The sequence below is a fragment of the Azospirillum sp. TSH20 genome (genome assembly GCF_003115935.1).
GTDB lineage: Bacteria > Pseudomonadota > Alphaproteobacteria > Azospirillales > Azospirillaceae > Azospirillum.
In genome coordinates this window covers 1-21,560 of the sequence record NZ_LGQU01000143.1, presented here as the reverse complement: position 1 = coordinate 21,560, position 21,560 = coordinate 1, and the positions used below count along the sequence as shown (strand labels likewise).

General features: G+C 67.7%; 22 protein-coding genes. 10 read left to right on the top strand and 12 right to left on the bottom strand.

What is annotated here, in order from left to right; translation table 11 throughout:
- Positions 1-111 precede the first annotated feature (111 nt).
- The 4 genes from phaZ to TSH20_RS31060 all read right to left on the bottom strand — a co-directional run bounded on the left by phaZ (position 112) and on the right by TSH20_RS31060 (position 5,801).
- Positions 112-1,338 (bottom strand): polyhydroxyalkanoate depolymerase, encoded by a 1,227-nt coding sequence (gene phaZ, locus TSH20_RS31075; protein ID WP_109156344.1) that lies wholly within the window; start codon positions 1,336-1,338, stop codon positions 112-114.
- 253 nt (positions 1,339-1,591) lie between these two features.
- Positions 1,592-2,401, bottom strand: coding sequence for an endonuclease/exonuclease/phosphatase family protein (locus TSH20_RS31070; RefSeq protein WP_109150440.1), 810 nt, complete (start codon positions 2,399-2,401; stop codon positions 1,592-1,594).
- Positions 2,398-4,659: a VTT domain-containing protein gene (locus tag TSH20_RS31065; RefSeq protein ID WP_109156343.1), complete on the bottom strand. Its 2,262-nt coding sequence runs from the start codon at positions 4,657-4,659 to the stop codon at positions 2,398-2,400. Before TSH20_RS31065 ends, TSH20_RS31070 begins: the two co-directional genes overlap by 4 nt.
- A 401-nt stretch (positions 4,660-5,060) precedes the next feature.
- Entirely contained in the window at positions 5,061-5,801 is a 741-nt protein-coding gene (locus TSH20_RS31060; protein WP_109156342.1) for a sensor histidine kinase, read from the bottom strand.
- A gap of 221 nt (positions 5,802-6,022) precedes the next feature.
- Here TSH20_RS31060 and TSH20_RS31055 point away from each other — a divergent pair, with 221 nt between their 5' ends.
- Both TSH20_RS31055 and TSH20_RS31050 read left to right on the top strand, forming a co-directional pair.
- Positions 6,023-7,054 (top strand): esterase-like activity of phytase family protein, encoded by a 1,032-nt coding sequence (locus TSH20_RS31055; RefSeq protein ID WP_109156341.1) that lies wholly within the window; start codon positions 6,023-6,025, stop codon positions 7,052-7,054.
- A gap of 105 nt (positions 7,055-7,159) precedes the next feature.
- Positions 7,160-8,068 (top strand): DMT family transporter, encoded by a 909-nt coding sequence (locus TSH20_RS31050; RefSeq protein WP_109156340.1) that lies wholly within the window; start codon positions 7,160-7,162, stop codon positions 8,066-8,068.
- Positions 8,069-8,078: 10 nt separating this feature from the next.
- Here TSH20_RS31050 and TSH20_RS31045 read toward each other — a convergent pair whose 3' ends face one another.
- From TSH20_RS31045 to TSH20_RS31040, 3 genes are all read right to left on the bottom strand, one after another.
- Positions 8,079-9,878, bottom strand: coding sequence for an ATP-binding protein (locus TSH20_RS31045; RefSeq protein ID WP_109156339.1), 1,800 nt, complete (start codon positions 9,876-9,878; stop codon positions 8,079-8,081).
- A gap of 125 nt (positions 9,879-10,003) precedes the next feature.
- Positions 10,004-10,126: a hypothetical protein gene (locus TSH20_RS36240; RefSeq protein WP_282183591.1), complete on the bottom strand. Its 123-nt coding sequence runs from the start codon at positions 10,124-10,126 to the stop codon at positions 10,004-10,006.
- A 112-nt stretch (positions 10,127-10,238) separates the two neighbouring features.
- Positions 10,239-10,418: a DUF3553 domain-containing protein gene (locus TSH20_RS31040; RefSeq protein WP_169054748.1), complete on the bottom strand. Its 180-nt coding sequence runs from the start codon at positions 10,416-10,418 to the stop codon at positions 10,239-10,241.
- Positions 10,419-10,541: 123 nt separating this feature from the next.
- On the opposite strand from TSH20_RS31040, the gene TSH20_RS31035 reads away from it, so the two are divergent.
- Positions 10,542-11,234, top strand: coding sequence for a histidine phosphotransferase family protein (locus TSH20_RS31035; RefSeq protein ID WP_109156338.1), 693 nt, complete (start codon positions 10,542-10,544; stop codon positions 11,232-11,234).
- Between the two features lie 27 nt (positions 11,235-11,261).
- On the opposite strand, the gene TSH20_RS35395 is transcribed toward TSH20_RS31035, so the two are convergent.
- Positions 11,262-11,435, bottom strand: a complete 174-nt coding sequence (locus TSH20_RS35395) for a hypothetical protein (RefSeq protein WP_169054747.1) — start codon at positions 11,433-11,435, stop codon at positions 11,262-11,264.
- A 204-nt stretch (positions 11,436-11,639) separates the two neighbouring features.
- Between TSH20_RS35395 and TSH20_RS31030 the strand changes: the two genes are divergently transcribed.
- The 5 genes from TSH20_RS31030 (at position 11,640) to TSH20_RS31010 (ending at position 17,475) form a co-directional block, all read left to right on the top strand.
- Positions 11,640-14,435, top strand: a complete 2,796-nt coding sequence (locus tag TSH20_RS31030) for a chemotaxis protein CheW (RefSeq protein ID WP_109156337.1) — start codon at positions 11,640-11,642, stop codon at positions 14,433-14,435.
- Positions 14,432-14,932 carry a chemotaxis protein CheW gene (locus TSH20_RS31025; protein WP_109047908.1) on the top strand — a complete coding sequence of 167 codons (501 nt, stop codon included), beginning with the start codon at positions 14,432-14,434 and terminating at the stop codon, positions 14,930-14,932. Before TSH20_RS31030 ends, TSH20_RS31025 begins: the two co-directional genes overlap by 4 nt.
- An 87-nt stretch (positions 14,933-15,019) precedes the next feature.
- Positions 15,020-15,385, top strand: coding sequence for a response regulator (locus TSH20_RS31020; protein WP_109150431.1), 366 nt, complete (start codon positions 15,020-15,022; stop codon positions 15,383-15,385).
- A 90-nt stretch (positions 15,386-15,475) separates the two neighbouring features.
- Complete coding sequence (locus TSH20_RS31015) at positions 15,476-16,639, top strand: chemotaxis response regulator protein-glutamate methylesterase (protein ID WP_109156336.1); 1,164 nt, start codon at positions 15,476-15,478, stop codon at positions 16,637-16,639.
- A complete protein-coding gene (locus TSH20_RS31010; RefSeq protein ID WP_109150429.1) occupies positions 16,636-17,475 on the top strand; it encodes a protein-glutamate O-methyltransferase in 840 nt (279 codons plus the stop codon). The genes TSH20_RS31015 and TSH20_RS31010 overlap by 4 nt, the downstream gene beginning before the upstream one ends.
- Positions 17,476-17,605: 130 nt before the next feature.
- Here TSH20_RS31010 and TSH20_RS31005 read toward each other — a convergent pair whose 3' ends face one another.
- The 4 genes from TSH20_RS31005 to TSH20_RS30990 form a co-directional block, all read right to left on the bottom strand.
- Positions 17,606-17,830: a hypothetical protein gene (locus tag TSH20_RS31005; RefSeq protein ID WP_109150428.1), complete on the bottom strand. Its 225-nt coding sequence runs from the start codon at positions 17,828-17,830 to the stop codon at positions 17,606-17,608.
- 48 nt (positions 17,831-17,878) lie between these two features.
- Complete coding sequence (locus tag TSH20_RS35155) at positions 17,879-18,097, bottom strand: hypothetical protein (protein ID WP_158282096.1); 219 nt, start codon at positions 18,095-18,097, stop codon at positions 17,879-17,881.
- A 113-nt stretch (positions 18,098-18,210) separates the two neighbouring features.
- Complete coding sequence (locus TSH20_RS30995) at positions 18,211-18,420, bottom strand: cold-shock protein (protein WP_012977930.1); 210 nt, start codon at positions 18,418-18,420, stop codon at positions 18,211-18,213.
- Between the two features lie 255 nt (positions 18,421-18,675).
- On the bottom strand, positions 18,676-19,416 hold the full coding sequence (locus TSH20_RS30990; protein WP_109156335.1) for a response regulator transcription factor CtrA: 741 nt from the start codon (positions 19,414-19,416) through the stop codon (positions 18,676-18,678).
- A 254-nt stretch (positions 19,417-19,670) separates the two neighbouring features.
- On the opposite strand from TSH20_RS30990, the gene fliI reads away from it, so the two are divergent.
- Positions 19,671-21,008: a flagellar protein export ATPase FliI gene (gene fliI / locus TSH20_RS30985; protein ID WP_109156334.1), complete on the top strand. Its 1,338-nt coding sequence runs from the start codon at positions 19,671-19,673 to the stop codon at positions 21,006-21,008.
- Positions 21,005-21,439: a flagellar export protein FliJ gene (locus TSH20_RS30980; RefSeq protein ID WP_109150424.1), complete on the top strand. Its 435-nt coding sequence runs from the start codon at positions 21,005-21,007 to the stop codon at positions 21,437-21,439. The genes fliI and TSH20_RS30980 overlap by 4 nt, the downstream gene beginning before the upstream one ends.
- Positions 21,440-21,560: the final 121 nt, after the last annotated feature.

Here is a 21,560-nt window from a genome sequence, read left to right as displayed (position 1 = left end):
CCAGCTCTCGCACAAAGCTTTGCTTTGTGCTGACGCGGCAGGCGGACCGTAGGTCCGCTGAGAGCGGGGGAGGTTAGGTGGGGGTCTAGCTCCGCAAGAAACCGCAGCCCCTCACTCCCCGTCGTGGCTTTGGATGAAGCTGCGGATTTCCGGCAGGATCGCTTCGCGCCAGCGGCGGCCGTTGAAGATGCCGTAGTGGCCGACGCCCTTCTGGAAATGCGTCTTGCGCATCCCGTCCGGCAGCGACGAGCACAGGCGCTGCGCCGCGATGGTCTGGCCGGGGGCGGAGATGTCGTCCAGCTCGCCTTCCACCGTCATCACCGCGGTCTTGCGAACTGCCGCCGGCTCCACCTTGCGGCCGCGCGACATCATGGTGCCGTTGGGCAGGGCGTGCTTCTGGAACACCGTCTCGATGGTCTGCAGGTAGAATTCCGCCGACAGGTCCATCACCGACAGATATTCGTCGTAGAAGCGGCGGTGCTGCTCGGCCGAATCGCCGTCGCCGCGGACGAGGTGGCGGAACAGGCCGACATGCTCGTTGATGTGGCGGTCGAGGTTCATCGACATGAAGCCCGACAGCTGGATGAAGCCGGGATAGACGCGGCGGAAGGCGCCCGGATAATAGACCGGGACCGTGGTGATGACGCTGCGCTCGAACCACTTCAGCGGGCGTTCCATCGCCAGCTTGACCGGCACCGTCGGGTTGGCCATCGGGTCGATCGGGCCGCCCATCAGGGTCATGCTGCGCGCCTGCACCGGCTCGTCCGCCGCCGCCATCAGCGACACCGCCGCCATCACCGGCACCGCCGGCTGGCACACCGCGATGACGTGGGTGTTCGGCCCCAGGAAGCGGATCAGCTCCGCCACCGTGTCGATGTAGTCGTCCAGGTCGAAGCGCCCGGCCGCCATCGGCACCAGCCGCACGTCGATCCAGTCCGTGATGTAGACGTCATGGTCGCGGATCAGCGCTTCCACGGTGCCGCGCAGCAGCGTGGCGTGGTGCCCCGACATCGGGGCGACCAGCAGCACCTTGGGCTGGCGCGGCGTGCCTTCCGGCTTGGCGAAGTTCAGCAGCTTGCAGAAGGGGGACTGCCAGACGAAACGCTCGGTAACCGGCACCGTCTGCCCATCGACCACCGTCTCCGCCAGACCGAATGCCGGCTTGCCGAAGCGGCGGGTCGTCCGCTCCACCAGCTCGGCCCCGGCGGCGACCGCCCGGCCAAGCTTGGTGTAGGACAACGGCATCAGCGGGTTCTGGAAGGTGTGCTGGGCAGCTTCGGCCCAGAAACGCATCGGCCGCATGGCGGCGTGTTGCATGTCGTACAGATGGTACAGCAAATCAGATCCTCACGTCACGGCTGCCCCCGGTCGGCCAGGGTCGGTTATACCTTCGATCAGCGTATTGATCGTATTACCAACCATATCCTTCGTCAGGGGTGGCGTATAGGTCAAGAGCTTCTTCGCATTTGCAAAGCTCTGTTGTTAAAAGAACATTGCACTGCACAAAAAATTATCAACCGCAACGATTCCGCTATGACCTCGGAGCGCGACTCCGTTGGTCATACTGACGTTTAGGAACAGCCGTTGACGTTCAGGGGACGGCGAGCACCGCGCGGACCGGCAGATGGTCCGATGCCCGACGGGTGAGGATGGTGCGAACCACCTCGAAAGCGGGGATTTGCAAGCCTCCCGTCACATAGATGCGGTCGAGCCGCAGGGTCGGCATGCGGGCGTGGAAGCTGCGCGGATTGGCGACGTCGGCGAAGGAGGAGGCGAGTTGGCGCAGCCGGGGGGAACTGGGCGTCCATTCGTTCAGATCGCCCATGAACAGGGTGGGCAGCTCCGGCTGGCTTTCCACCCGCGACACTATGTCACCAACCTGTTTGGCCCTTTCCCAAGGGTCGAGGCCGAGATGGGCGACGATCACCCGCACCGGGCGGCCCTGCACCTCCACCACCGCGTCGATGGCGCCGCGCGGCTCACGCTTGCCGACGGACAGGTCCATCGTCTCCATCGACCGCACCGGCAGGCGGGTCAGCAGGCAGTTGCCGTAATGGGCGCGCTCGCTGTGCTTGGTCGGGCCGGCATAGGCCGTCAGCCCGGTGTGCCGCTCCAGGAAGGCGAACTGGTCCATCCCCGATTCGCCGCGATGGTGCCAGCCGACCTCCTGCAGGCCGATCAGGTCGACGTCGAGGTCGCGGATCACCTGGGCGATGCGGTCGGGGGCGAATCGGGCGTCGAGCCCGACGCAGCTGTGAATGTTCCAGGTGGCGACGCTGAGCGCGGCCATGCCGTCCGGGATGGGGTTGCTGCGGCGGTCGGCACGGCGGGGACGGCGGGCGCGGGCGGCGCGCAACGCGGCGGCGATGCGCTGGACACGGTCACGGCTGAAACGGATCACGGTTCCAAATTCCTTTCGTCTGCCCTGTCGTCTTGCCCCACATCCGCAGGTTTCCGGCCGGAACGGCCGAGAAGGCGGCTGGTCACCCAGCCGAGCCCGATCGCCACCGCCGCCATCCCCGCCAGCAGCGCGATGTCGCCCGCCCCGGGGTTGGTGATGGTGCGCTCAAGCTGGTGCCCGAGCAGATTGAAGGCAAGGATGCCGGGCGCAAGACCGACCATGGTGCCGATCACATAGTCGCCGAAGCGCAGCTTCGACGCGCCGGCGGCGAGGTTCACCACCGTGTAGGGCGCCACCGGCACGGCGCGCACGCCGGCTACCGCGGCGATGCCGCTGTCGGCCAGCTTTTCGTTGATGCGGGCGATCAGCGGCCCGCCATGGCGGTCCAGCAGGTCGCGCCCCGCCATTCGCCCGGTCCAGAACATCGCCACCGCCGAGGCGACCGCCCCGGCCATCGCGGTGGGAAAGCCCCACCACGGCCCCATGACGATGGCGGTGGCGGCGATCATCACGGTCAGCGGGAACATGACGTAGCCGCCGGCGACATAGGCCAGCATCAGCCACAGCGGCGCCAGCGGGCTCTCGCCCAGGCTGTGGAAGACGGTCAGCACGGAGCCCAGCGTCGCCCATTCGCTGAGCGCGGTGTAGCGCCACATGCCCCACAGCCCCAGCAGGGCCAGGACGCCGGCCAGCATCAGCCAGTGGCGGGTGCGCGGGATGCGCGACGGCAGCACCCGGCGGACGATATCCACCGCGCCGACCGGATGTTCGGGATCGAAGACGCGGGCGTCGGCGACGGCGGCGGCCAGCCCGTCGGGTTCGGGGTCATGCAGCGGTTCCAGCGTCCGCCCGATCGGCTTGCGCAGCGACTCGATGGCGGCGGTGAGCGACCCCAGCCGCCGGTGCGCCGCCGCGACCGCCGCCGCCGTGGATCCCAGATGCTCGGCGATCAGGTCGTCGCGGGTGTGGCGGATGGCGCGGCGGGTCTCCGCATGCTCCGGCCCCGGCCCGGCTTCCAGCGCAAGGTCGCACTCGGTGTCGAGACCCATCGAGCGGTTGTTGAGGTTGGCCGAGCCGATGCGCAGCAGACGGTCGTCCACCACCATCACCTTGGCATGGACGGTGATGCAGGCGCCGCCGTCGGTCAGCGCGGCGAACAGGCGGAAGCGGCCGTGGCGGTCGGCCTCGCGAAGCTCGCGGGTCAGCCGGGCGCGGGCGCCGAGCATGACGGTGTTCTCCAGCCAGCTGGTGGTGCGCACCGGGTTGACGACGATCACCTCCGGCCCATCCGGCTCGGCCAGCCGCGCTTTCAGCGCCTCGGCCACTGCGGTGGAGGCGAAATACTGGCTTTCCAGATAGATGACGTCGCGCGCCTGGGCGATGGCCTCCAGATGGAGCGCTTCCACCTCGCGCACCGCCTCGCGCCCGTTGTAGGCGGGATCGGTGCGGGCGATGCCGACGCGCACGCCGCGCAGCATCGGCTCGAAGCCGGGCGGCCAGGGGTCGGCGGCCAGCGGGTGGCGGCGGGCCGGCCGGCCGGGGGAGTGGGCGGGGGGCGTCAGCGTCTCGCCGGTGGCGCGCGCCCAGCGGTCGCGGAACATCTCCCCCAGCGCGCGGGCGGCGTCGCCGTCCACCGCCATCATCACGTCGTGGAACGGCTCATAGGGCTTGCCGTCGGGCTGGCGCCGCCGCGGGTCATGGGCATGGTGGGCGCGGGTGTCCCAGCGGTTGGCGGTGACGTCCAGCCCGCCGCAGAAGGCGACCTGATCGTCGATCACCAGCATCTTCTGATGATGGCAGGCGCCGGTCGGATGATCGCTGTCCAGCCGGTATTGCAGGCGCCGGTGGGTCAGCCAGTTGCGCAGCATGAAGGGATGCGACCAGCGGGCGAGGTCGAAAAGCTCGGCATAGTCCCATTTCAGCACATGGATGTGCAGGTCGGGCCGCGTCGTCGCCAGCCAGTTCAGCAGCGTGCCCAGCCGGTCGGGCCGGCGCGGGCGGCGGGTCTGCGGCATCAGCCGGATGCGGGCGTCGAAATCCCAGGCGGTCATGTAGATGCTGCGCCGGGCGCGCCGCATGGCCGCCTTGGCCAGCGCGAAATAATCCTCGGCATCGACGATGACGCCCAGCCTCGCGGTGTCCTCCACCCGCCAGCAGGTCCGCCCCGGCTCCAGGATCGGCCGCAGTGCGCCGGTGGCCCCGGTGGAGGCGGGCGGCGATCCGGCTGACGGGATTGGCTGGGGCGAATGGGCGTACATGGCGTCCGATCGGCTGCGTGTCCTGGGTCATAACATGTGGGAAGGCCTTTCCTTCCCCACCCTTCGCCATTTGGTGAAAGCCGGTGGGAATTGCAGCCACCCGAACCGCGCCGGTGGTCGAAAAATCAACCGTGTCAGGAGAATTGCAGGGCCGCGTGAATGAAGCGTCGCGGCATCAATCCGACGATGACGACGTGAGCCCCATGACGGTGAGGATGCCGGCACTGAGGGGGACGTTTATCGTCGTTACGCCGACGCAGCCCCCGTTTCGGCTGTCTTCCCCGCGAAGGCGGGGATCCAGGAAACTCCGCAGTTAAGCGGCTGAAACGACTGGATTCCCGCCTTCGCGGGAATGACGGCCGAGAGGCGGGTTTGGAACTGTCGACGAGTGCCGGGCGTCTTCAGACCGGGAAGCTGACGCTGGCGGTGGTGCCGGCGGCGTCGCTGTCGGTGGACAACGTGTCGCCGAGCTGGCCGGCCAGCGCCTCGGCCAGCATCATCCCGTCTTCGGACGTGGTGTCGAACCCGGCGGGCAGGGCGCGGCCGTTGTCCTCCACCGTCAGGCGGGCACGGCCGCTGTCGTCCTGCTGGCGCACGGTGATGCGGATCCAGCCGTCGTCGGGGAAGGCATGGTGCAGGCAGTTCGTCACCAGCTCCGCGATGATGAGGCCAAGCGGCATCGCCTCGTACAGGCCGATCTGGATCGGGTCGGAATTGACGGTCACCGGCACGCGCGACAGGGCGCCGGGCGTGCCTTCCCGCACCGCCTCGCACAGCGCGGTGACGTAGCGGCCAAGGTCGACATGGGTGCCGGCGCCGCTCTCGTGCAGCTGACGATAGAGAATCGCCAATGCCTCGATGCGGACCATGGTCTGCTCGTAGGCGGCGCGGGCGTCGGGATCGCGGATGCGGCCGGCCTGCAGCTTCAGCAGGCTGATGACCAGCTGCAGGCTGTTCTTGGCGCGGTGCTGCAGTTCCCGCAGCTCCGCTTCCAACTCCTGGATGCGCGCCGCCAGCCGGTCGGCCAGGGGCATGCCGCCGGCCTCGCCGCCAGACACGCCGCCAGACACGCCGGACGCGACGCCGTCGCCGGTCTGGTCCGGAGGAGAATAGGCGGTCTGCGACCGCGGAAGCATCGGCATGGGAACGGGCTCGGCTCGGTCGTCATGGATAGGCATCGTCGAAAACATTCGTCAATCTAAGCGCTTGTCCCGCCGACCCCACCGGTTCTGAGGGAGTAATCCGCCGCGCCTAGCCGGTATGATGGATGTGCCGCAACGGCTGCGCCGCAGGTCGCCATATGCACGCAATGATCCTCAAAAGAAAGATTGTGTCTCTCGATTGCACTGACAAGAGTGGCGCGATGACGATACGAAAGACAGTGGTCTGGAGCCTGCTGCTGGTGGCCCTGGCCGGCGGCTGTGCCGCCGTGGTCGGTGCCGGCGGAGGGGAGCCCGAATCGGTCAAGGCCGTCGCCGTTCCGCTCGACCGTGGGCGGTCGGGCAAGCTGGCGGTCGGGCCGCTGCGCTTCCTGGGTGGGCTGGACATCGCCGGGGGCGACCGGGTCGGCGGGCTGTCCGGGCTGTGGGTGGACCCGGCCGGCGACCGCTTCGTCGCCATCGGCGACACCGGGCTGGTGGTGGATGGCCGGCTGCAAACCGATGCCGGGGGGCGGCTGACCGGCCTGTCCGATGTCCATTCCCGACCGCTGACGGTGGAGGAGGGGACCTCCCACAGCAAGGGCCGCACCGATGCGGAGGATCTGACGCGGCTGCCCGACGGCGGCTGGCTGGTCTCGCTGGAGCGTGACCACCGCATCCTCCACTACAAGAGCGGCGACCGCGGGCCGGAGGGCACGCCGACGCCGATTCCGCTGCCGCCGGGCATGGACAGCGCGCCGGAGAATGGCGGGCTGGAGGCGCTGACCCGCCTTCCCGACGGACGGCTGCTCGCCATGGAGGAGGGGAAGGACGACGGCCGCCGGGAACGCCGCGCCTGGATTACCCGGGCGGGGATCAAGGGCGACGGCGTTCCGCGCAGTGCCGCCGACTGGCAGCCCTTCACCTATCTCGCCGCCCCGCGTTACCGCCCGACCAGCGTCGCCCCGCTGCCGGACGGCGGTGCGCTGGTGCTGGAACGCTGGGTGTCGCTGCTGGGCGGCTGGTCGTCGCGGCTGGTCCGCGTGGCGCCGGGCCAACTGACCGCCGGCGCCGTTGTGGACGGCGAAGAGCTTGGGCGCTTGGAGCCGCCGCTGGTGAACGACAATTTCGAAGGCATCGCCACCCGGCCGGGGCCGGCGGGGGAAACGCTGGTCTATCTGATCTCCGACAACAATTTCAGCTCGCTCCAGCGCACCTACCTGCTGCTGTTCGCCCTGCCCGGCCCGTCCTCGTAGCCGCAGTCCGACCAAAGTCGGACGGGGCTGGCGCCGCTGGGTGTTTGACAGGGCGGCGGCCCTGCGGCTAGCTGGGCGGAAATGGTTGCAGGGAAAACAATCGTGATGGCGAGCGATAAGGTGGGAGCCGTTCCGGCGCCGACGGTGCCGAGCGCCGGGCGGGCGGCGCTGCTGACCCTGCTGGCGATGCTGGCCTTCGCCGCGAACTCCATCCTGTGCCGGCTGGCGCTGACCCAGACCGACATCGACCCGGCCGGCTTCACCCTGGTCCGCATCGCGTCCGGGGCCGCCAGCCTGTGGCTGATCGCCCGCGCCACCGGCCATGCGAAAGCGGGGGCCGGCAGCTGGCGCGGGGCGGCGGCGCTGTTGGCCTATGCCGCCGCCTTCTCCTTCGCCTATCTGACCATGACGGCGGGGACCGGGGCGCTGCTGCTGTTCGGGGCGGTGCAGGCCACCATGATCCTCGTCGGGCTCTATCGCGGCGAAAGGCTGGTGCCGCTGCAATGGGGCGGGCTGGCGCTGGCGCTCGGCGGGCTGGCACTGCTGCTGGCGCCCGGCCTGTCGGCGCCGGACCCGCTGGGGGCGCTGCTGATGATGGCGGCCGGAGCGGCCTGGGGCGTTTATTCCCTGCTGGGGCGCACCAGCCGCGATCCCATCGCCACCACCGCCGGCAACTTCCTGCGCGCCGCGCCGATGGCGGCGGTCCTGGCCCTGCTGGCGGCGCTGGCCGGTCCGCTGTTTGGCGGAGGCGTGCGCTGGGATCAGGGAGGGCTGGTCTATGCGGTGCTGTCGGGGGCGCTGGCGTCGGGCGTCGGCTATTCCATCTGGTATGCGGCGCTGCCCGCCCTGACCGCCGCCCGCGCCGCCTCGGTCCAACTGAGCGTCCCGGTCATCACCGCGCTGGTTGCGGTGCTGGCGCTGGGCGAGCGGATCACCCCGGTTCTGGCGCTGTCGTCGGTCGCCGTGCTGGGCGGCATCGCCCTGGTCATCGTCGGCAAGGCGCGACGGACCTAGGGAGAGTTTCTTATGCCGGGGCGGCCTGCACCTGTTCCAGAGGTCGCAGATCGTCCGGATGGGTGCGCAGGCGGGCCGGCGGGAACAGCACGGTGGCGGTGGTGCCGCGCCCCAGCACGCTGGACAGCACGAAGCGGCCATCCTGCAGCTCCACCAGCGACCTGACCAGCGGCAGCCCCAGCCCGGTCCCGGCATAGCGGCGGGTGTGGGAATTGTCGACCTGATGGAAGGGCTCCATCACCTGTTCCAGCTCCATGGCGGGGATGCCGATGCCGGTGTCGCTGACCCGCAGGCGCAGGCTGCGCGCCGCCCTGTCGGCCTCCACCGCGATCCGCCCGCCGGGCGGGGTGAACTTCACCGCGTTGGACAGCAGGTTCAGCAGGATCTGCCGCACCGCGCGGGCGTCGGCATGGAGGATGGGCAGGGTGGCGGGCAGCGCCGCCGTCAGGGTCACGCCCTTTTCCACCGCCAGCGGCTCCATCTGGCGCAGGCATTCGCCGATCAGGTCGCCGACCGCCAGATCCTCCTGGTGCAGCACGTATTTGCCCGATTCGATCTTGGTGGTGTCGAGGATGTCGTTGATCAGGCTCAGCAGATGCTGGCCGGACCGGCGGATATCGCCGACATATTCGGTCTGCTTGCCCGACATCGCGCCGAAGATGCCGCTTTCCAGCGCCTCGGCGAAGCCGATCACCGCGTTCAGCGGCGTGCGCAGCTCGTGGCTCATGTTGGCCAGGAACTGGGTCTTCGCCCGGTTGGCGGCGTCGGAGACCTGCTTGGCGGCGATCAGCTCCGCCTCGATCCTGTGGCGGGCGGCGATGTCCTGGATCAGCCTCCGCTGGCTGTCGCGCAGCGCCTGCTCGCTGTTCTGGAGGTCGGCGATGGCCCGTTCCCGCCGCTCCGCCTCGCGCAGCAGGGCCAGCGTCATCGCCGCCAGCACCAGCGTCCCGGCGAAGTCGGCCGCGGCAAGCGTCATCGCCTTCGACCACCAGGGGGCCAGCACCGCGTCCTGCGACGAGGACACCGTCACCACCAGCGGCATCTCGGCGGAAGCGCGGTGGCTGAGGATGCGGCGCGGTCCGTCGACGGTGCCGTCCAGCATTGCGGTCCCCGCCCGCGCCTTTTTCAGCAGATCGGTGAACAGCGGCAGGAATTGGGCGGAACGGCCGATGAAGCCGTCATGGTCGGGGAAACGGGCGATCACCGTGCCGTCGGCGTGATAGAGCGTCACCACCGCGTCGCCGGCCAGCGGAAGCGACTGGTAGAAGCCGCGGAAGGCCATCGGCTCCAGCACGGCGACCACCACGCCGGCGAAGCTGCCGTCTGGCGAATCCAGCCGCCGGCTCATGCTGAAGAACCAAGTGCCGGAGGTGCGGCCGCGCACGGGATTGCCGACGAAAATCCCGCCGTCGGGGACCAGCCGGTCGCGGTGGGCCATCAGGTAATCGCGGTCCGACAGGTCGACGTTCGCCGGCTCCAGCGTCTCGGTATCGTGGATCAGCCTGCCGTCGGCGGACACCACCAGGATGGCGCGGACCAGCGGCGACAGCGCGGCCTGACGGCGCAGAAGGGCGTGGATGTCGGCATCGCCGCGGGTCCAGCTGTCGGTCCGGACGGCCAGCACCTCCACGGCGCCGGCAAGGATCTTCGACACGCCGGACAGGGTGTCGCTCGCCTGGCGTTCCAGCACCAGCGCCATCGACGCCGTGTCCTCCCGCGCCCGGGAGATGGTCTGGTCACGCTGGTGCAGCAGGTCGTAGCCGACCATGGCGTTGAGGCCAAGGATCAGCGCCACACCGAATGCGCCCATTCCCCCTTTGAGACGCGAGATCAAGCAATACCCCGCCGTGTCCGGTCATGGATCGACCGATCCTACACCGTGAACCGGGCAGCCGGAAGTCGCCTTTTCGTAGAATTGAGCGGAGCGATATTCGCCTACAGGCGGACGGACGTGCTGGAGTAGCGCTCCGCGGTCGAATGGCTGACCGAGTTCAGCACCGCAGCCGTACCCAGCGCGATCACCGCCGCGGCGGCGAAGCCGAGGATCATTGCCTTCATGTGGTCTCTCCCAAACAGGCGTCCGAAATCATTCGCATAAAAGCAAAGCCGCCGGTGCCGCGCAATCCGCGCTTTCCCGGAGTGCGGAGCCCCGAACACCAAATGCCGGACCTCAGATCTCGTCCGGATCGACCACCGTCAGCGAAATGACGTCCGAATCGATCAGCACCTTGCCCGCATGCTCGAAATTCACCGTGATGCGGTTGCGGATGGCCGACTGCACCTGTCCCAGCCCCCAGTCGGGCTGGTCCGGGTGGCGCACCCAGGCGCCGGGCACCAGCGAATCGTCCATGTCGCGTCCCATCCATGCCGCTATTCTACATAGGAAATGCGACCGCCTGTGCGGCGGCGCCCGGAGAGTATAGAGTCTCCGGCACCGCGCCGTCGCCGTTCCTTTTTTCCCGGAGTCCGCCCTGTGACCGAATCGTCCTCCCGCCCCGTCAGCGTCGACATCCGCGTGCTGGAACTGCTGGCGTCGAAGCTCTGCCATGATCTGGTCAGCCCGGTCGGCGCCATCCGCAACGGCCTGGAACTGATCGAGGAGATGCAGGAGGACGAGGAGGGCGGTTCAGCAGGGAACTCCGTTGGGGGCTTCCTGGGCGAGGCGGTGAAGCTGATCGACCATTCCTCCGGTCAGGCCGACCGCCGGTTGCGGGTGTTCCGGCTGGCCTATGGGGTCGCCGGGCGCGACCAGAAGGGATTCGGCGACGCCCGCGCCGCCGCCGCCGGCTATGTCGAGGGCGGGCGCACCCGGCTCGACTGGCCGGAGCGGGTTCCCCACGACATGACCGCCCAGCGCCGCGGCGTGGTGAAGCTGGTGCTGAATCTGGTGATGCTGGCGGACGAGGCGCTGACCCATGGCGGGTTGGTCTCCGTCGCCGCCGATGGCGACGAGACCGCCGGCCGCATCATCGTGACCGCCGCCGGGCGGCCGGGAACGCTCAACCCGGAGGCCGCGGCGGCGCTGGCCGGCACGGCGGGGGCCGAGGCGCTGACCCCGCGCACCATCCACGCCTATCTCGCCGGCCGGCTGGCCGAGAGCGACGGCTTCCGCATCGCCGTCGCCACCGAAAGCAGCGAGCGGCTGGTCTTCACCGCGGAATGGTGAGGCTCTCCGCCGCTCTTGCGGCTGCCCTTACAGCTGTTTGAAGATCCGCGGCTCCAGCACGACCTGCTCCACCCCGCCGGTGGTCTGGTGAGCGGTCGTGCGCAACGTGACCGCCAGATTGTGGCGCGCGGCCTCCGCCAGCGCGGCGTTGAGGCGTTCCACGGCTTCGCGCACGGATTGGGCGAGTTCGGCGTCGGTCATCGATCCTCCCTGTGACAATGAAACCCCGATCCTACCGGTGGAAGCTCCGGGAGGACTCCCTATCGGAAGAGGTAAGGTTCTCTTAATCAGTGTTTGACAGGCTCCCACCCTACCTGGACTGGAGCGCAACCGGCGGCCGGCAAAGCCGTCCGTTCGAGCCGCAGGCCGGCGCGGACCATAAACATTGGGCCTGGGGAATGCGACATGGATGATCTGCTGTCCGAATTTCTGACGGAAACCAACGAAAACCTCTCGGTGCTGGACGTCGAGCTGGTCCGGTTGGAGCAGAACCCCAACAATCCGGAACTGCTGTCGAACATCTTCCGGCTCGTTCACACCATCAAGGGCACTTGCGGCTTCCTCGGCCTGCCCCGCCTGGAGAAGGTGGCGCACGCGTCCGAGAACGTGCTGGGCAAGTTCCGCGACGGCGAACTGACGATCAACCCGGAAGCGGTGTCGCTGATCCTGCAGGCTCTGGACACCATCAAGAGCCTGCTGGCGGTCCTGGAAGCGACCGAGGCGGAACCGCCGGGCGACGACCTGCCGCTGATCGAGCGGCTGAACCTGTGCGCCGAAGGCAAGCTGGGCGGTCCCGCACCGGCCGCCGCCGCCGTGCCGCCCCCGCCGCCTCCGACCGCCCCCGCGGTCGCCGCGTCGGAGTCCCGTCCGGTGACCCTGGACGAGCTTGAGGCGCTGTGGAACTCCACCCCCGGCCCGAACGACATTCCCGCCCCGGCCGCCGCTCCCGCCGCCGGCACCGCGGTCGCCACCCGCGCGCCCGAGCCGGCCGAGGAGCCGGCCCCGTCGCAGGACCTCGTCGTGCCCGACGCCGAGCCGGCAGCCGCCAAGATGCCGGCCCCGGTCGCCCCGATGGCGAGTGGCGGCGGTTCGGCCGGCGGCGGTGCCGCCGATGCGGGCGCCGAGGCCGCGACCAAGGAATCGGCGGTCGCCGCGCAGACCATCCGCGTCAACGTCGACCTGCTCGAAAACCTGATGACCATGGTGTCGGAGCTGGTGCTGACCCGCAACCAGCTGCTCCAGATCCTGCGGTCGCAGAAGGAGAGCGAGTTCGCCGCCCCGCTGCAGCGCCTGAACCATGTGACGTCGGAGCTGCAGGAAGGCGTCATGAAGACGCGCATGCAGCCCATCGGCAACGCCTGGGCCAAGCTGCCGCGTCTGGTGCGCGATCTGGCGCACGAACTGAACAAGAAGATCGACCTCCAGATGCTCGGCGCCGACACCGAGCTGGACCGTCAGGTGCTGGAGCTGATCAAGGACCCGCTGACCCACATGGTGCGCAACAGCGCCGACCATGGGCTGGAGATCCCGGCGGAGCGCCTGAAGGCCGGCAAGTCGGAGACCGGCCGCATCACGCTGAACGCCTATCACGAAGGCGGCCACATCATCATCGAGATCCAGGACGACGGTAAGGGCCTTGCCATCGACCGGATCAAGCAGAAGGCGATCCAGAACGGGATGGCGTCGGAAGGCGAGCTGGCCTCGATGACCGACCAGCAGATCATCCAGTTCATCATGAAGCCGGGCTTCTCCACCGCCGCCAAGGTGACCAACGTGTCGGGCCGCGGCGTCGGCATGGACGTGGTGAAGACCAACATCGAGAAGATCGGCGGCACGATCGAGATCAAGTCGGCCCAGGGCAAGGGCTCGACCTTCGTCATCAAGATCCCGCTGACGCTGGCCATCGTCTCGGCCCTGATCGTGGAGTGCGCCGGCGAACGCTTCGCCATCCCGCAGATCAGCGTGGTCGAACTGGTGCGCGCCGCGTCGGACAGCGAGCACACCATCGAACGGCTGAAGGGCACGCCGGTGCTGCGCCTGCGCAACCGCCTGCTGCCGCTGGTCTCGCTGCAGCAGCTGCTGCGGCTGGACGACAGCGAGGGCGCCGCCAAGACGGAGGACGAGACCTTCATCGTCGTCACCCAGGTCGGCACCTACACCTTCGGCATCATGGTCGACCGCGTGTTCGACACCGAGGAAATCGTGGTGAAGCCGGTGGCGCCGATCCTGCGCCACATCGAGATGTTCTCGGGCAACACGATCCTGGGCGACGGCTCGGTCATCATGATCCTGGACCCCAACGGCATCGCGTCGGCCACCGGCGAGATGGCGATGGGCGAGGCCGCGGGCAAGGAGACCACCGCGGTCCAGACCCAGCGCCAGGAGGACAAGATGGCGCTCCTGCTGTTCCGCGCCGGCGAGGGCGCGCCCAAGGCGGTGCCGCTGTCGCTGGTCGCCCGCCTGGAGGACGTCGATCTCGCCACGGTCGAGCTGTCGAACGGCCTGCCGGTGGTCCAGTACCGCGGCAAGCTGATGCCGCTGGTGCCGATCGACCCGAACTTCGTCGTCGCCAACGAAGGCCGCCAGCCGGTCCTGGTCTTCGCCGACGGCGACCGCTCGATGGGCCTGATCGTCGACGAGATCGTCGACATCGTCGAGGAGAAGCTGAACGTCCAGCTGGCCGCGGAGCGTCCCGGCCTGATGGGCTCGGCCATCATCGCCGGCAAGGCGACCGAGGTGATCGACGCCGGCTTCTTCCTGACCCAGGCCTACAAGGACTGGTTCGGTTCCTCCGCCCAGGAGGGGTTCGAGGAGGAGAAGCTGCAGCGCGTGCTGCTGGTGGACGACAGCCCCTTCTTCCGCAACCTGCTGACGCCGCTGCTGTCGGTCGCCGGTTACGACGTGACGGCGGTGGAGAATGCCGGCGACGCGCTGGCTCTCTGCGAGGCGGGCGAGGACTTCGACGTCATCGTCTCCGACATCGAGATGCCGGGCATGAGCGGCTTCGACTTCGCCGAGGCGGTGCGCCACGGCAGCCGCTGGCAGCGTGTGCCGATGGTGGCGCTGTCCAGCCACGCCAGCGCCCGTGACCTCGACCGCGGCCGGATCGCCGGTTTCAACGACTATGTCGCCAAGTTCGACCGTGACGCGCTGCTCTTCGCGCTGCAGCAGACGCTGACCGAACAGAAAGGTGCCGCATGAGCAACGCCAAGCTGCCGTCCACCGTCCGGAAGTCCAGGGGCGACGATCTCGTCGTCTCCGGCAACCAGGACTTTGTGACCATGACGATCGCCGACCAGATGTTCGGCATCCCGGTCCTTCAGGTGCAGGACGTGCTGGGCCATCAGCGGATCACCCGCATCCCGCTGGCCCCGCCGGAGGTCGCCGGATCGCTGAACCTGCGCGGCCGCATCGTCACCGCCATCGACGTCCGCCTGCGGCTCGGCCTGACCGGCCGGCCGAAGGACAAGCCGGGCATGTCGATCGTCGTCGACCTGCGCGGCGAGCTGTACAGCCTGATGGTCGATTCGGTCGGCGAGGTGCTGAGCCTGACCAAGGAGGACTTCGAACGCAACCCGGCGACGCTGGATCCGCGCTGGCGGGAGGTCTCGACCGGAATTTATAGGCTGAACGGCCAGTTGATGGTTGTGCTGGACGTGCCCCGTCTGCTCAACTTCACAACCATCGAGACGGCCTGACGGCTCGCGGCGCTCTTCGCGATGGAGAGCGCCGCTCCGGCCCGGCCGGCTTTTGCCGACGAACAGATGACCTGAGGCCCTGCCGCAATGAAATCCTGCCTGGTGGTCGATGACAGCCGCGTGGTCCGCAAGGTCGCGCGCAAGATCCTGGAAGAGCTGAACTTCGCCTGCAGCGAGGCGGAGGACGGCAGGCAGGCGATGGAAGCCTGCGCGGCGCAGATGCCCGACGCCATCCTGCTGGACTGGAACATGCCGGTGATGACCGGGATCGAGTTCCTGCGCCGGCTGCGCAAGATGAGCGGAGGCGAGCAGCCCAAGGTGGTGTTCTGCACGACCGAGAACGACCTTGCCCACATCCAGGAGGCGCTGTCCGCCGGGGCCAACGAGTACATCATGAAGCCCTTCGACAGCGACATCATCCAGACCAAGTTCGCGCAGGTCGGCCTTCTCTGATCCTGGCCGCATTCCAGGCCCGGGCGCCGGGAGAAGCCGCCCGGGAAAAAGCCGCGTTGACTATGTCGAGTTGAAAGGCGAATCGCCGTTATGTCGGACAGTTTTGGCAGAGGCCCCCTCACCACCGCGCGACCGGCCAACCCGGATCCCGTCCGGGTCATGGTGGTGGACGACTCCGCCGTCATCCGTGGCCTGCTGACCCGCGCGCTGGAAGGGGACCCGGACATCCGCGTCGTCACCTCCGTCGGCGACGGACAGATGGCGGTCAATTCGCTGCAGCGCAATTCCATCGATGTCATCGTGCTGGACATCGAAATGCCGGTGATGGACGGGCTGACCGCCATCCCGAAGCTGCTGGCGGTTGCGCCGCAGGTGAAGATCATCATGGCCTCCACGCTGACCTTGCGCGGGGCCGACGTTTCGATGCGCTGCCTGTCGGCCGGTGCCGCCGATTACATCCCGAAGCCGACCTCCACCCGCGAGATCGGCGGGGCGGAGGACTTCAAGCGCGAACTGGTCGCCAAGGTCAAGGCGCTGGGCGCCGCCGCCCGGCGTGCCGGGTCGCGAAGCCGCGGCGAGATCCGCCCGCTGACCCCGGCGGCTCCGGTCGGGCTGCTGAAGCGCGAGGTCGGGCCGATCACCACCCGCCCGGCCCCGGCCGGCATCGCGGTGAAGCCGGACGTGATCGCCATCGGCAGCTCCACCGGCGGCCCGCAGGCGCTGTTCGAGGTGCTGTCGCACCTGAAGACCGGCGTCAGCCAGCCGATCCTGATCACCCAGCACATGCCGGCGACCTTCACCACCATCCTGGCCGAGCACATCAGCCGCCAGTGCGGGATCGACGCCCGCGAGGCCAAGGACGGCGAGCCGGTCGTGCAGAACCGCTGCTATATCGCGCCCGGCGACTTCCACATGCTGGTGGCGCAGCGCGCCGGCACCAACGTGATCGCGCTGAGCAAGGATCCGCCCGAGAATTTCTGCCGCCCGGCGGTCGATCCGATGATGCGGTCGATCCTGAAGGCCTTCGGCGGACGCAAGATCCTGGCCTGCATCCTGACCGGCATGGGGCAGGACGGGCTGAAGGGCTGCACCGACGTGGTCAACGGCGGCGGCACCCTGATCGCCCAGGACGAGGCGTCGAGCGTGGTCTGGGGCATGCCCGGTGCGGTGGCGCAAGCCGGCATCTGCAACGCCATCCTGCCGCTCAAGGAAATCGGTCCCCACATCCGCAAGCTCGCTTCGAGGGCAGCATGAGAGTCGAAGATTTCGACATGTTCTCCACGCTGCTCAAGCAGCGTTCCGGCCTGGTCCTCACCCGCGACAAGGCATACCTGCTCGAATCCCGGCTGATGCCGGTGGCGCGCAAGTGGAACATGAAGGGGCTGGAGGAGCTGGCGACCACCGTCCGCACCCGCAAGGACGAGGCGCTGCTGCGTGACATCACGGAAGCGATGACGACCAACGAGTCGTCCTTCTTCCGCGACCAGAAGCCCTTCGACCAGTTCAGGCAGCTGGTGCTGCCGAGGCTGATGGAGGCGCGGGCGGCCAAGCGCAGCTTGCGCATCTGGTCGGCCGCCTGTTCGTCGGGCCAGGAAGCCTATTCGCTGTCGATGATCCTGAACGACGAGGCGGCGAAGCTGGCCGGCTGGCGCATCGAGATCATCGGCACCGACATCTCGGCGGAAATGGTGGAGCGGGCGAAGGCCGGCATCTACACCCAGTTCGAGGTGCAGCGCGGCCTGCCGATCACCATGCTGGTGAAGCATTTCAAGCAGAACGGCGACAAGTGGCAGATCAGCCAGCAGCTGCGCCAGATGGCGTCGTTCCGCGAATGGAACCTGCTGGGCGACCTGTCGCCGCTGGGCCAGTTCGACATCGTCTTCTGCCGCAACGTGCTGATCTATTTCGACCAGCCGACGAAGGCGAAGGTGCTGGAATCGATTTCCCGGCAGATGCCGCAGGACGGCGTTCTGTATCTGGGCGGCGCGGAAACGGTGCTGGGCATCACCGACAAGTTCAAGCCGGTGGAAGGCCAGCGCGGCCTCTACAGCATGGGCGGCTTCTCCGCCGCCGGCGCCAAGGTGGCATGAACCCTGGGGCTTCGCCCTGACGGATGTCATCCCCGCGAAGGCGGGGATCCAGACTTTCAGCTTAAGCACTTGAAATGGCTGGATCCCCGCCTTCGCGGGGATGACGGCCAGCCAGGAAGGGCACTGCTTCTCAGGCCGACGGCGTGATCGACTTGATCGGGCCGCGCGGGTTGCCGGACATTTCCGCGATCTTGCGGTCCTGCGTCTCGATGAAGGTGCGGATGGAGTTCTCGCGGTCGAACTGGTCGATGTCGGCGGTCGGCACCTTGCGGTTCGAGGTGCGCGCACCGTCCTGGTAGATCACATCGAAGAGCGCGAAGGCGTTTTCGACGGGTTGCTTCTTCTGACGGGCCATGGCCTGTCCTCCGTATGGTCGCGGTCGGCCGCGCTTGCGGTCGCCCGGTCAGGCATTGTTGGTATCGGTCTTCGTGTCGGTGTCGGTCGAGACGGCGTCATCCTGCACGTCCGCATCGTCCTGCCCACTCTGTTCGCCATCGATCTGGTCGCCGGCGCGGCGGGCGGCGACGCCTTCCTCGCGGCGCTGCAGCCGTTCCTGCTTCTTCTGTTCCTTGGCCCGGTTGCGCTCGGCCCGCTGCTGGTTGTAATTCGGTTTGAAAGCCATAGCGGTTCTCCTCTGGGCAGAGCCCTGCGTCTGGGCAACAGGGACTTGTGCAACACGGAAAAAGGGCACCGGTTTCCCGATGCCCCTTTTTCCGCAGGTCGGCGGTCAGGCGGTCAGACCGCCTTCAGATTTTCCGCCGAGGTCTTGCCACGCTTCGGATCGCGCTGCTCCTCGTAGGAAATCTTCTGGCCATCGACCAGGCTGCGCAGCCCGGCGCGTTCGACAGCGGAGATGTGAACGAACACATCCGGGCCGCCGCTTTCCGGCTGAATGAAACCGAAGCCCTTGGTGCTGTTGAACCATTTGACGGTGCCGACGGGCATGTCTGTCTCCCATAACGCGAAGGGCGCCGCACCACCGGTGCGGCGCATCAGACTGGGTGTGGGAATGGCGGCCCCCAAATGCCCGCTAAGGCATGATCGCGATGGCGAAAAAAGGAGGGCTGAGCGTGGGAGCGTTTGAACGCCCCGCAGTCCGAAGCAGAATGACCAATCAGACATGGGAACGCCCGGTCCCCCTTTCAAGGCGAAAGACGGCCGGGCGTTCGATGGGCGGACGAAAAGAATGCGGGCTTGCTGTCAGCCGGCGGCCTGCTGCTGCGGCACGCGCGGCGGCGGCGGGGGATTGGCCTCGGCGACTTCCTCGTGCGGGTCGCGCAGCACATAACCGCGGCCCCACACCGTTTCGATGTAGTTGTCACCCTGGGTTGCGGCGGCCAGCTTCTTGCGCAGCTTGCAGACGAAGACGTCGATGATCTTCAGTTCCGGCTCGTCCATCCCGCCATAGAGATGGTTCAGGAACATCTCCTTGGTCAGCGTCGTGCCCTTGCGCAGGCTCAACAACTCCAGGATGCCGTATTCCTTGCCGGTCAGGTGCAGCGGCGACTGGTCGACCTCCACCGTGCGGGTGTCGAGATTGACGGTCAGGCGGCCGGTGCGGATGATGCTGTCGGAATGCCCCTTCGACCGGCGGACGATGGCCTGGATGCGGGCGATCAACTCGCGCTTGTCGAACGGCTTGGTCAGGTAATCGTCGGCGCCGAAACCCAGCCCCTTGATCTTGTTGTCCATCTCGGTCAGGCCGGACAGGATCAGGATCGGGGTGGTGACACGCGCGGCGCGCAGGCGGCGAAGAACTTCGTACCCGTCGATGTCCGGCAGCATCAGATCAAGAATGATGATGTCGTAGTCATAGAGTTTGCCGATCTCCAGCCCGTCTTCACCCAGGTCGGTAGAGTCGACGATGAATCCTTCCGTGTTCAGCATCAGCTCGATGCTTTTGGCGACGGAGGAATCGTCTTCAACCAGCAGAACCCTCATGGCGATATCCCGACGTTTGATGGCGCGCTTTCGCTACCCGACTCTGGTAATGGTCCCCGATCCTTGATGATCGATTTCAACCATCCCGTTTACACAAGTTAACAGACGATTCAGCTTAACGCCAGCGCCAAGCGCTTACACAACGTTAATCCTTCCATCGCAAGATGCGATCATGGTGGTTAACGTCGCCTCCGTCCACAGAACTACCACTTAATAGGAGCGCGTTCCGTCTTGGGAACGCCGGTATCCGATCCATGCCGTTCGATATCGATCAGTTGATCCGCGACATCGACCAGATTCCCGACTGCAGCCGTTACGGCCGCGTCACCGCCGTGTCCGGCCTGATGGTCGAGGTCGGCGGGATCGAAAAGGAATTGTCGGTCGGTGGCCGCTGCATCGTCGAGACGCGCGACCGCCGCCGTATTCCGTGCGAGGTCGTCGGCTTCCGGCAGGGGCGGGCGCTCGCCATGCCCTTCGGTGCGCTGGACGGGGTGGGGCTGGGCTGCCGTGCGCTGGTGGCCGGCGACCAGGCGATGATCTACCCGACCGACGCCTGGCTCGGCCGTGTCGTCAACGCGCTGGGCGAGCCGGTGGACGGCAAGGGGCCGCTGCCCAAGGGGCCGCAGGGCACGCCGATCCGCAACAACCCGCCGAATGCGCACTCGCGCGCCCGGGTGGGGGGCAAGCTGGATTTGGGCATCCGCGCCATCAACGCCTTCCTCACCTGCTGCCGCGGCCAGCGCATGGGCATCTTCGCCGGATCGGGCGTCGGCAAATCGTCGGTCATGTCGATGCTGGCGCGTTTTTCGGCCGCCGAGGTCGCGGTGATCGGCCTGATCGGCGAGCGCGGACGCGAATTGCAGGAGTTCATCACCGAGGATCTGGGCGAGGAAGGCCTTGCCCGCAGCGTCGTCGTCTGCGCCACCTCCGACGAGGCGCCGCTGATGCGCAAGCAGGCGGCCTACATGACTCTGGCGGTGGCCGAGCATTTCCGCGACCAGGGTCGCGACGTGCTGTGCATGATGGACAGCGTCACCCGCTTCGCCATGGCCCAGCGCGAGATCGGCCTGTCCGCCGGCGAACCGCCGACGACCAAGGGCTATCCGCCGACGGTCTTCGCCGAGCTGCCGCGCCTGCTGGAGCGCGCCGGGCCGGGGGTGGTCGGGGCGGGCACCATCACCGGCCTGTTCACCGTGCTGGTCGATGGCGACGATCACAATGAACCGATCGCCGACGCCGTGCGCGGCATCCTGGACGGCCACATCGTGATGGAACGCAAAATCGGCGAGCGCGGGCGCTACCCCGCCATCAACATCCTGCGCAGCGTGTCGCGCACCATGCCCGGCTGCAACACCGCGAACGAGAACGAACTGGTCGGCTATGCCCGGCGCCTGCTGTCCTCCTACGACAACATGGAGGAGATGATCCGGCTGGGCGCCTATCGCCGCGGCACCGACCCGCAGGTGGACGAGGCGATCCACTACCAGCCGGCGCTGGAAGCCTTCCTGAAGCAGGGCAAGCGCGAGGCCACCGATCTGGAGACCAGCTACGCCATGCTCGCTGAAATCTTTGGGGTGCAGTGGCCGCAATGAGCCTGAAAACGATCATCCGCCTGCAGAAGCTGCAACTGGACGAGAAGCGTCGCGTCCTGGCGGAACTCCACACGCTGGCCGACCGCCTGCGCAACGAGATCGAGAAGGTGAAGCAGGAGATCGCGCACGAACAGGAAACGGTGCGCGACGACTTCTCCGTGTCCTTCACCTATTCCAACTTCGCCCAGGCGGCGTTGGAGCGTGGCCGCAAGCTGGGCGAGTCCCTGGGCCAGGTGGAGGCGCAGATCAACATCGCCACCGACGAGATGGCCGAGGCCTTCCAGGAACTGAAGCGCTACGAACTGGCGGAAGAGGAGCGGCTGAAGCGCGAGCGCGACAAGCAAAAGCGCAAGGAGGCCGCGATGCTGGACGAAACAGCGCTGGTGGGATTCAGGCGCCGGCAGGCGGAGGAAGAGGCGGCTGGGGGGTGAGGCTTGGGGGTGTGGGTGTCGGCTGACGGTGGCGTTAGACCCCCACCTAACCTCCCCCGCTCTCAGCGGACCTATGGTCCGCCTGCCGCGTCAGCACAAAGCATAGCTTTGTGCGAGAGCT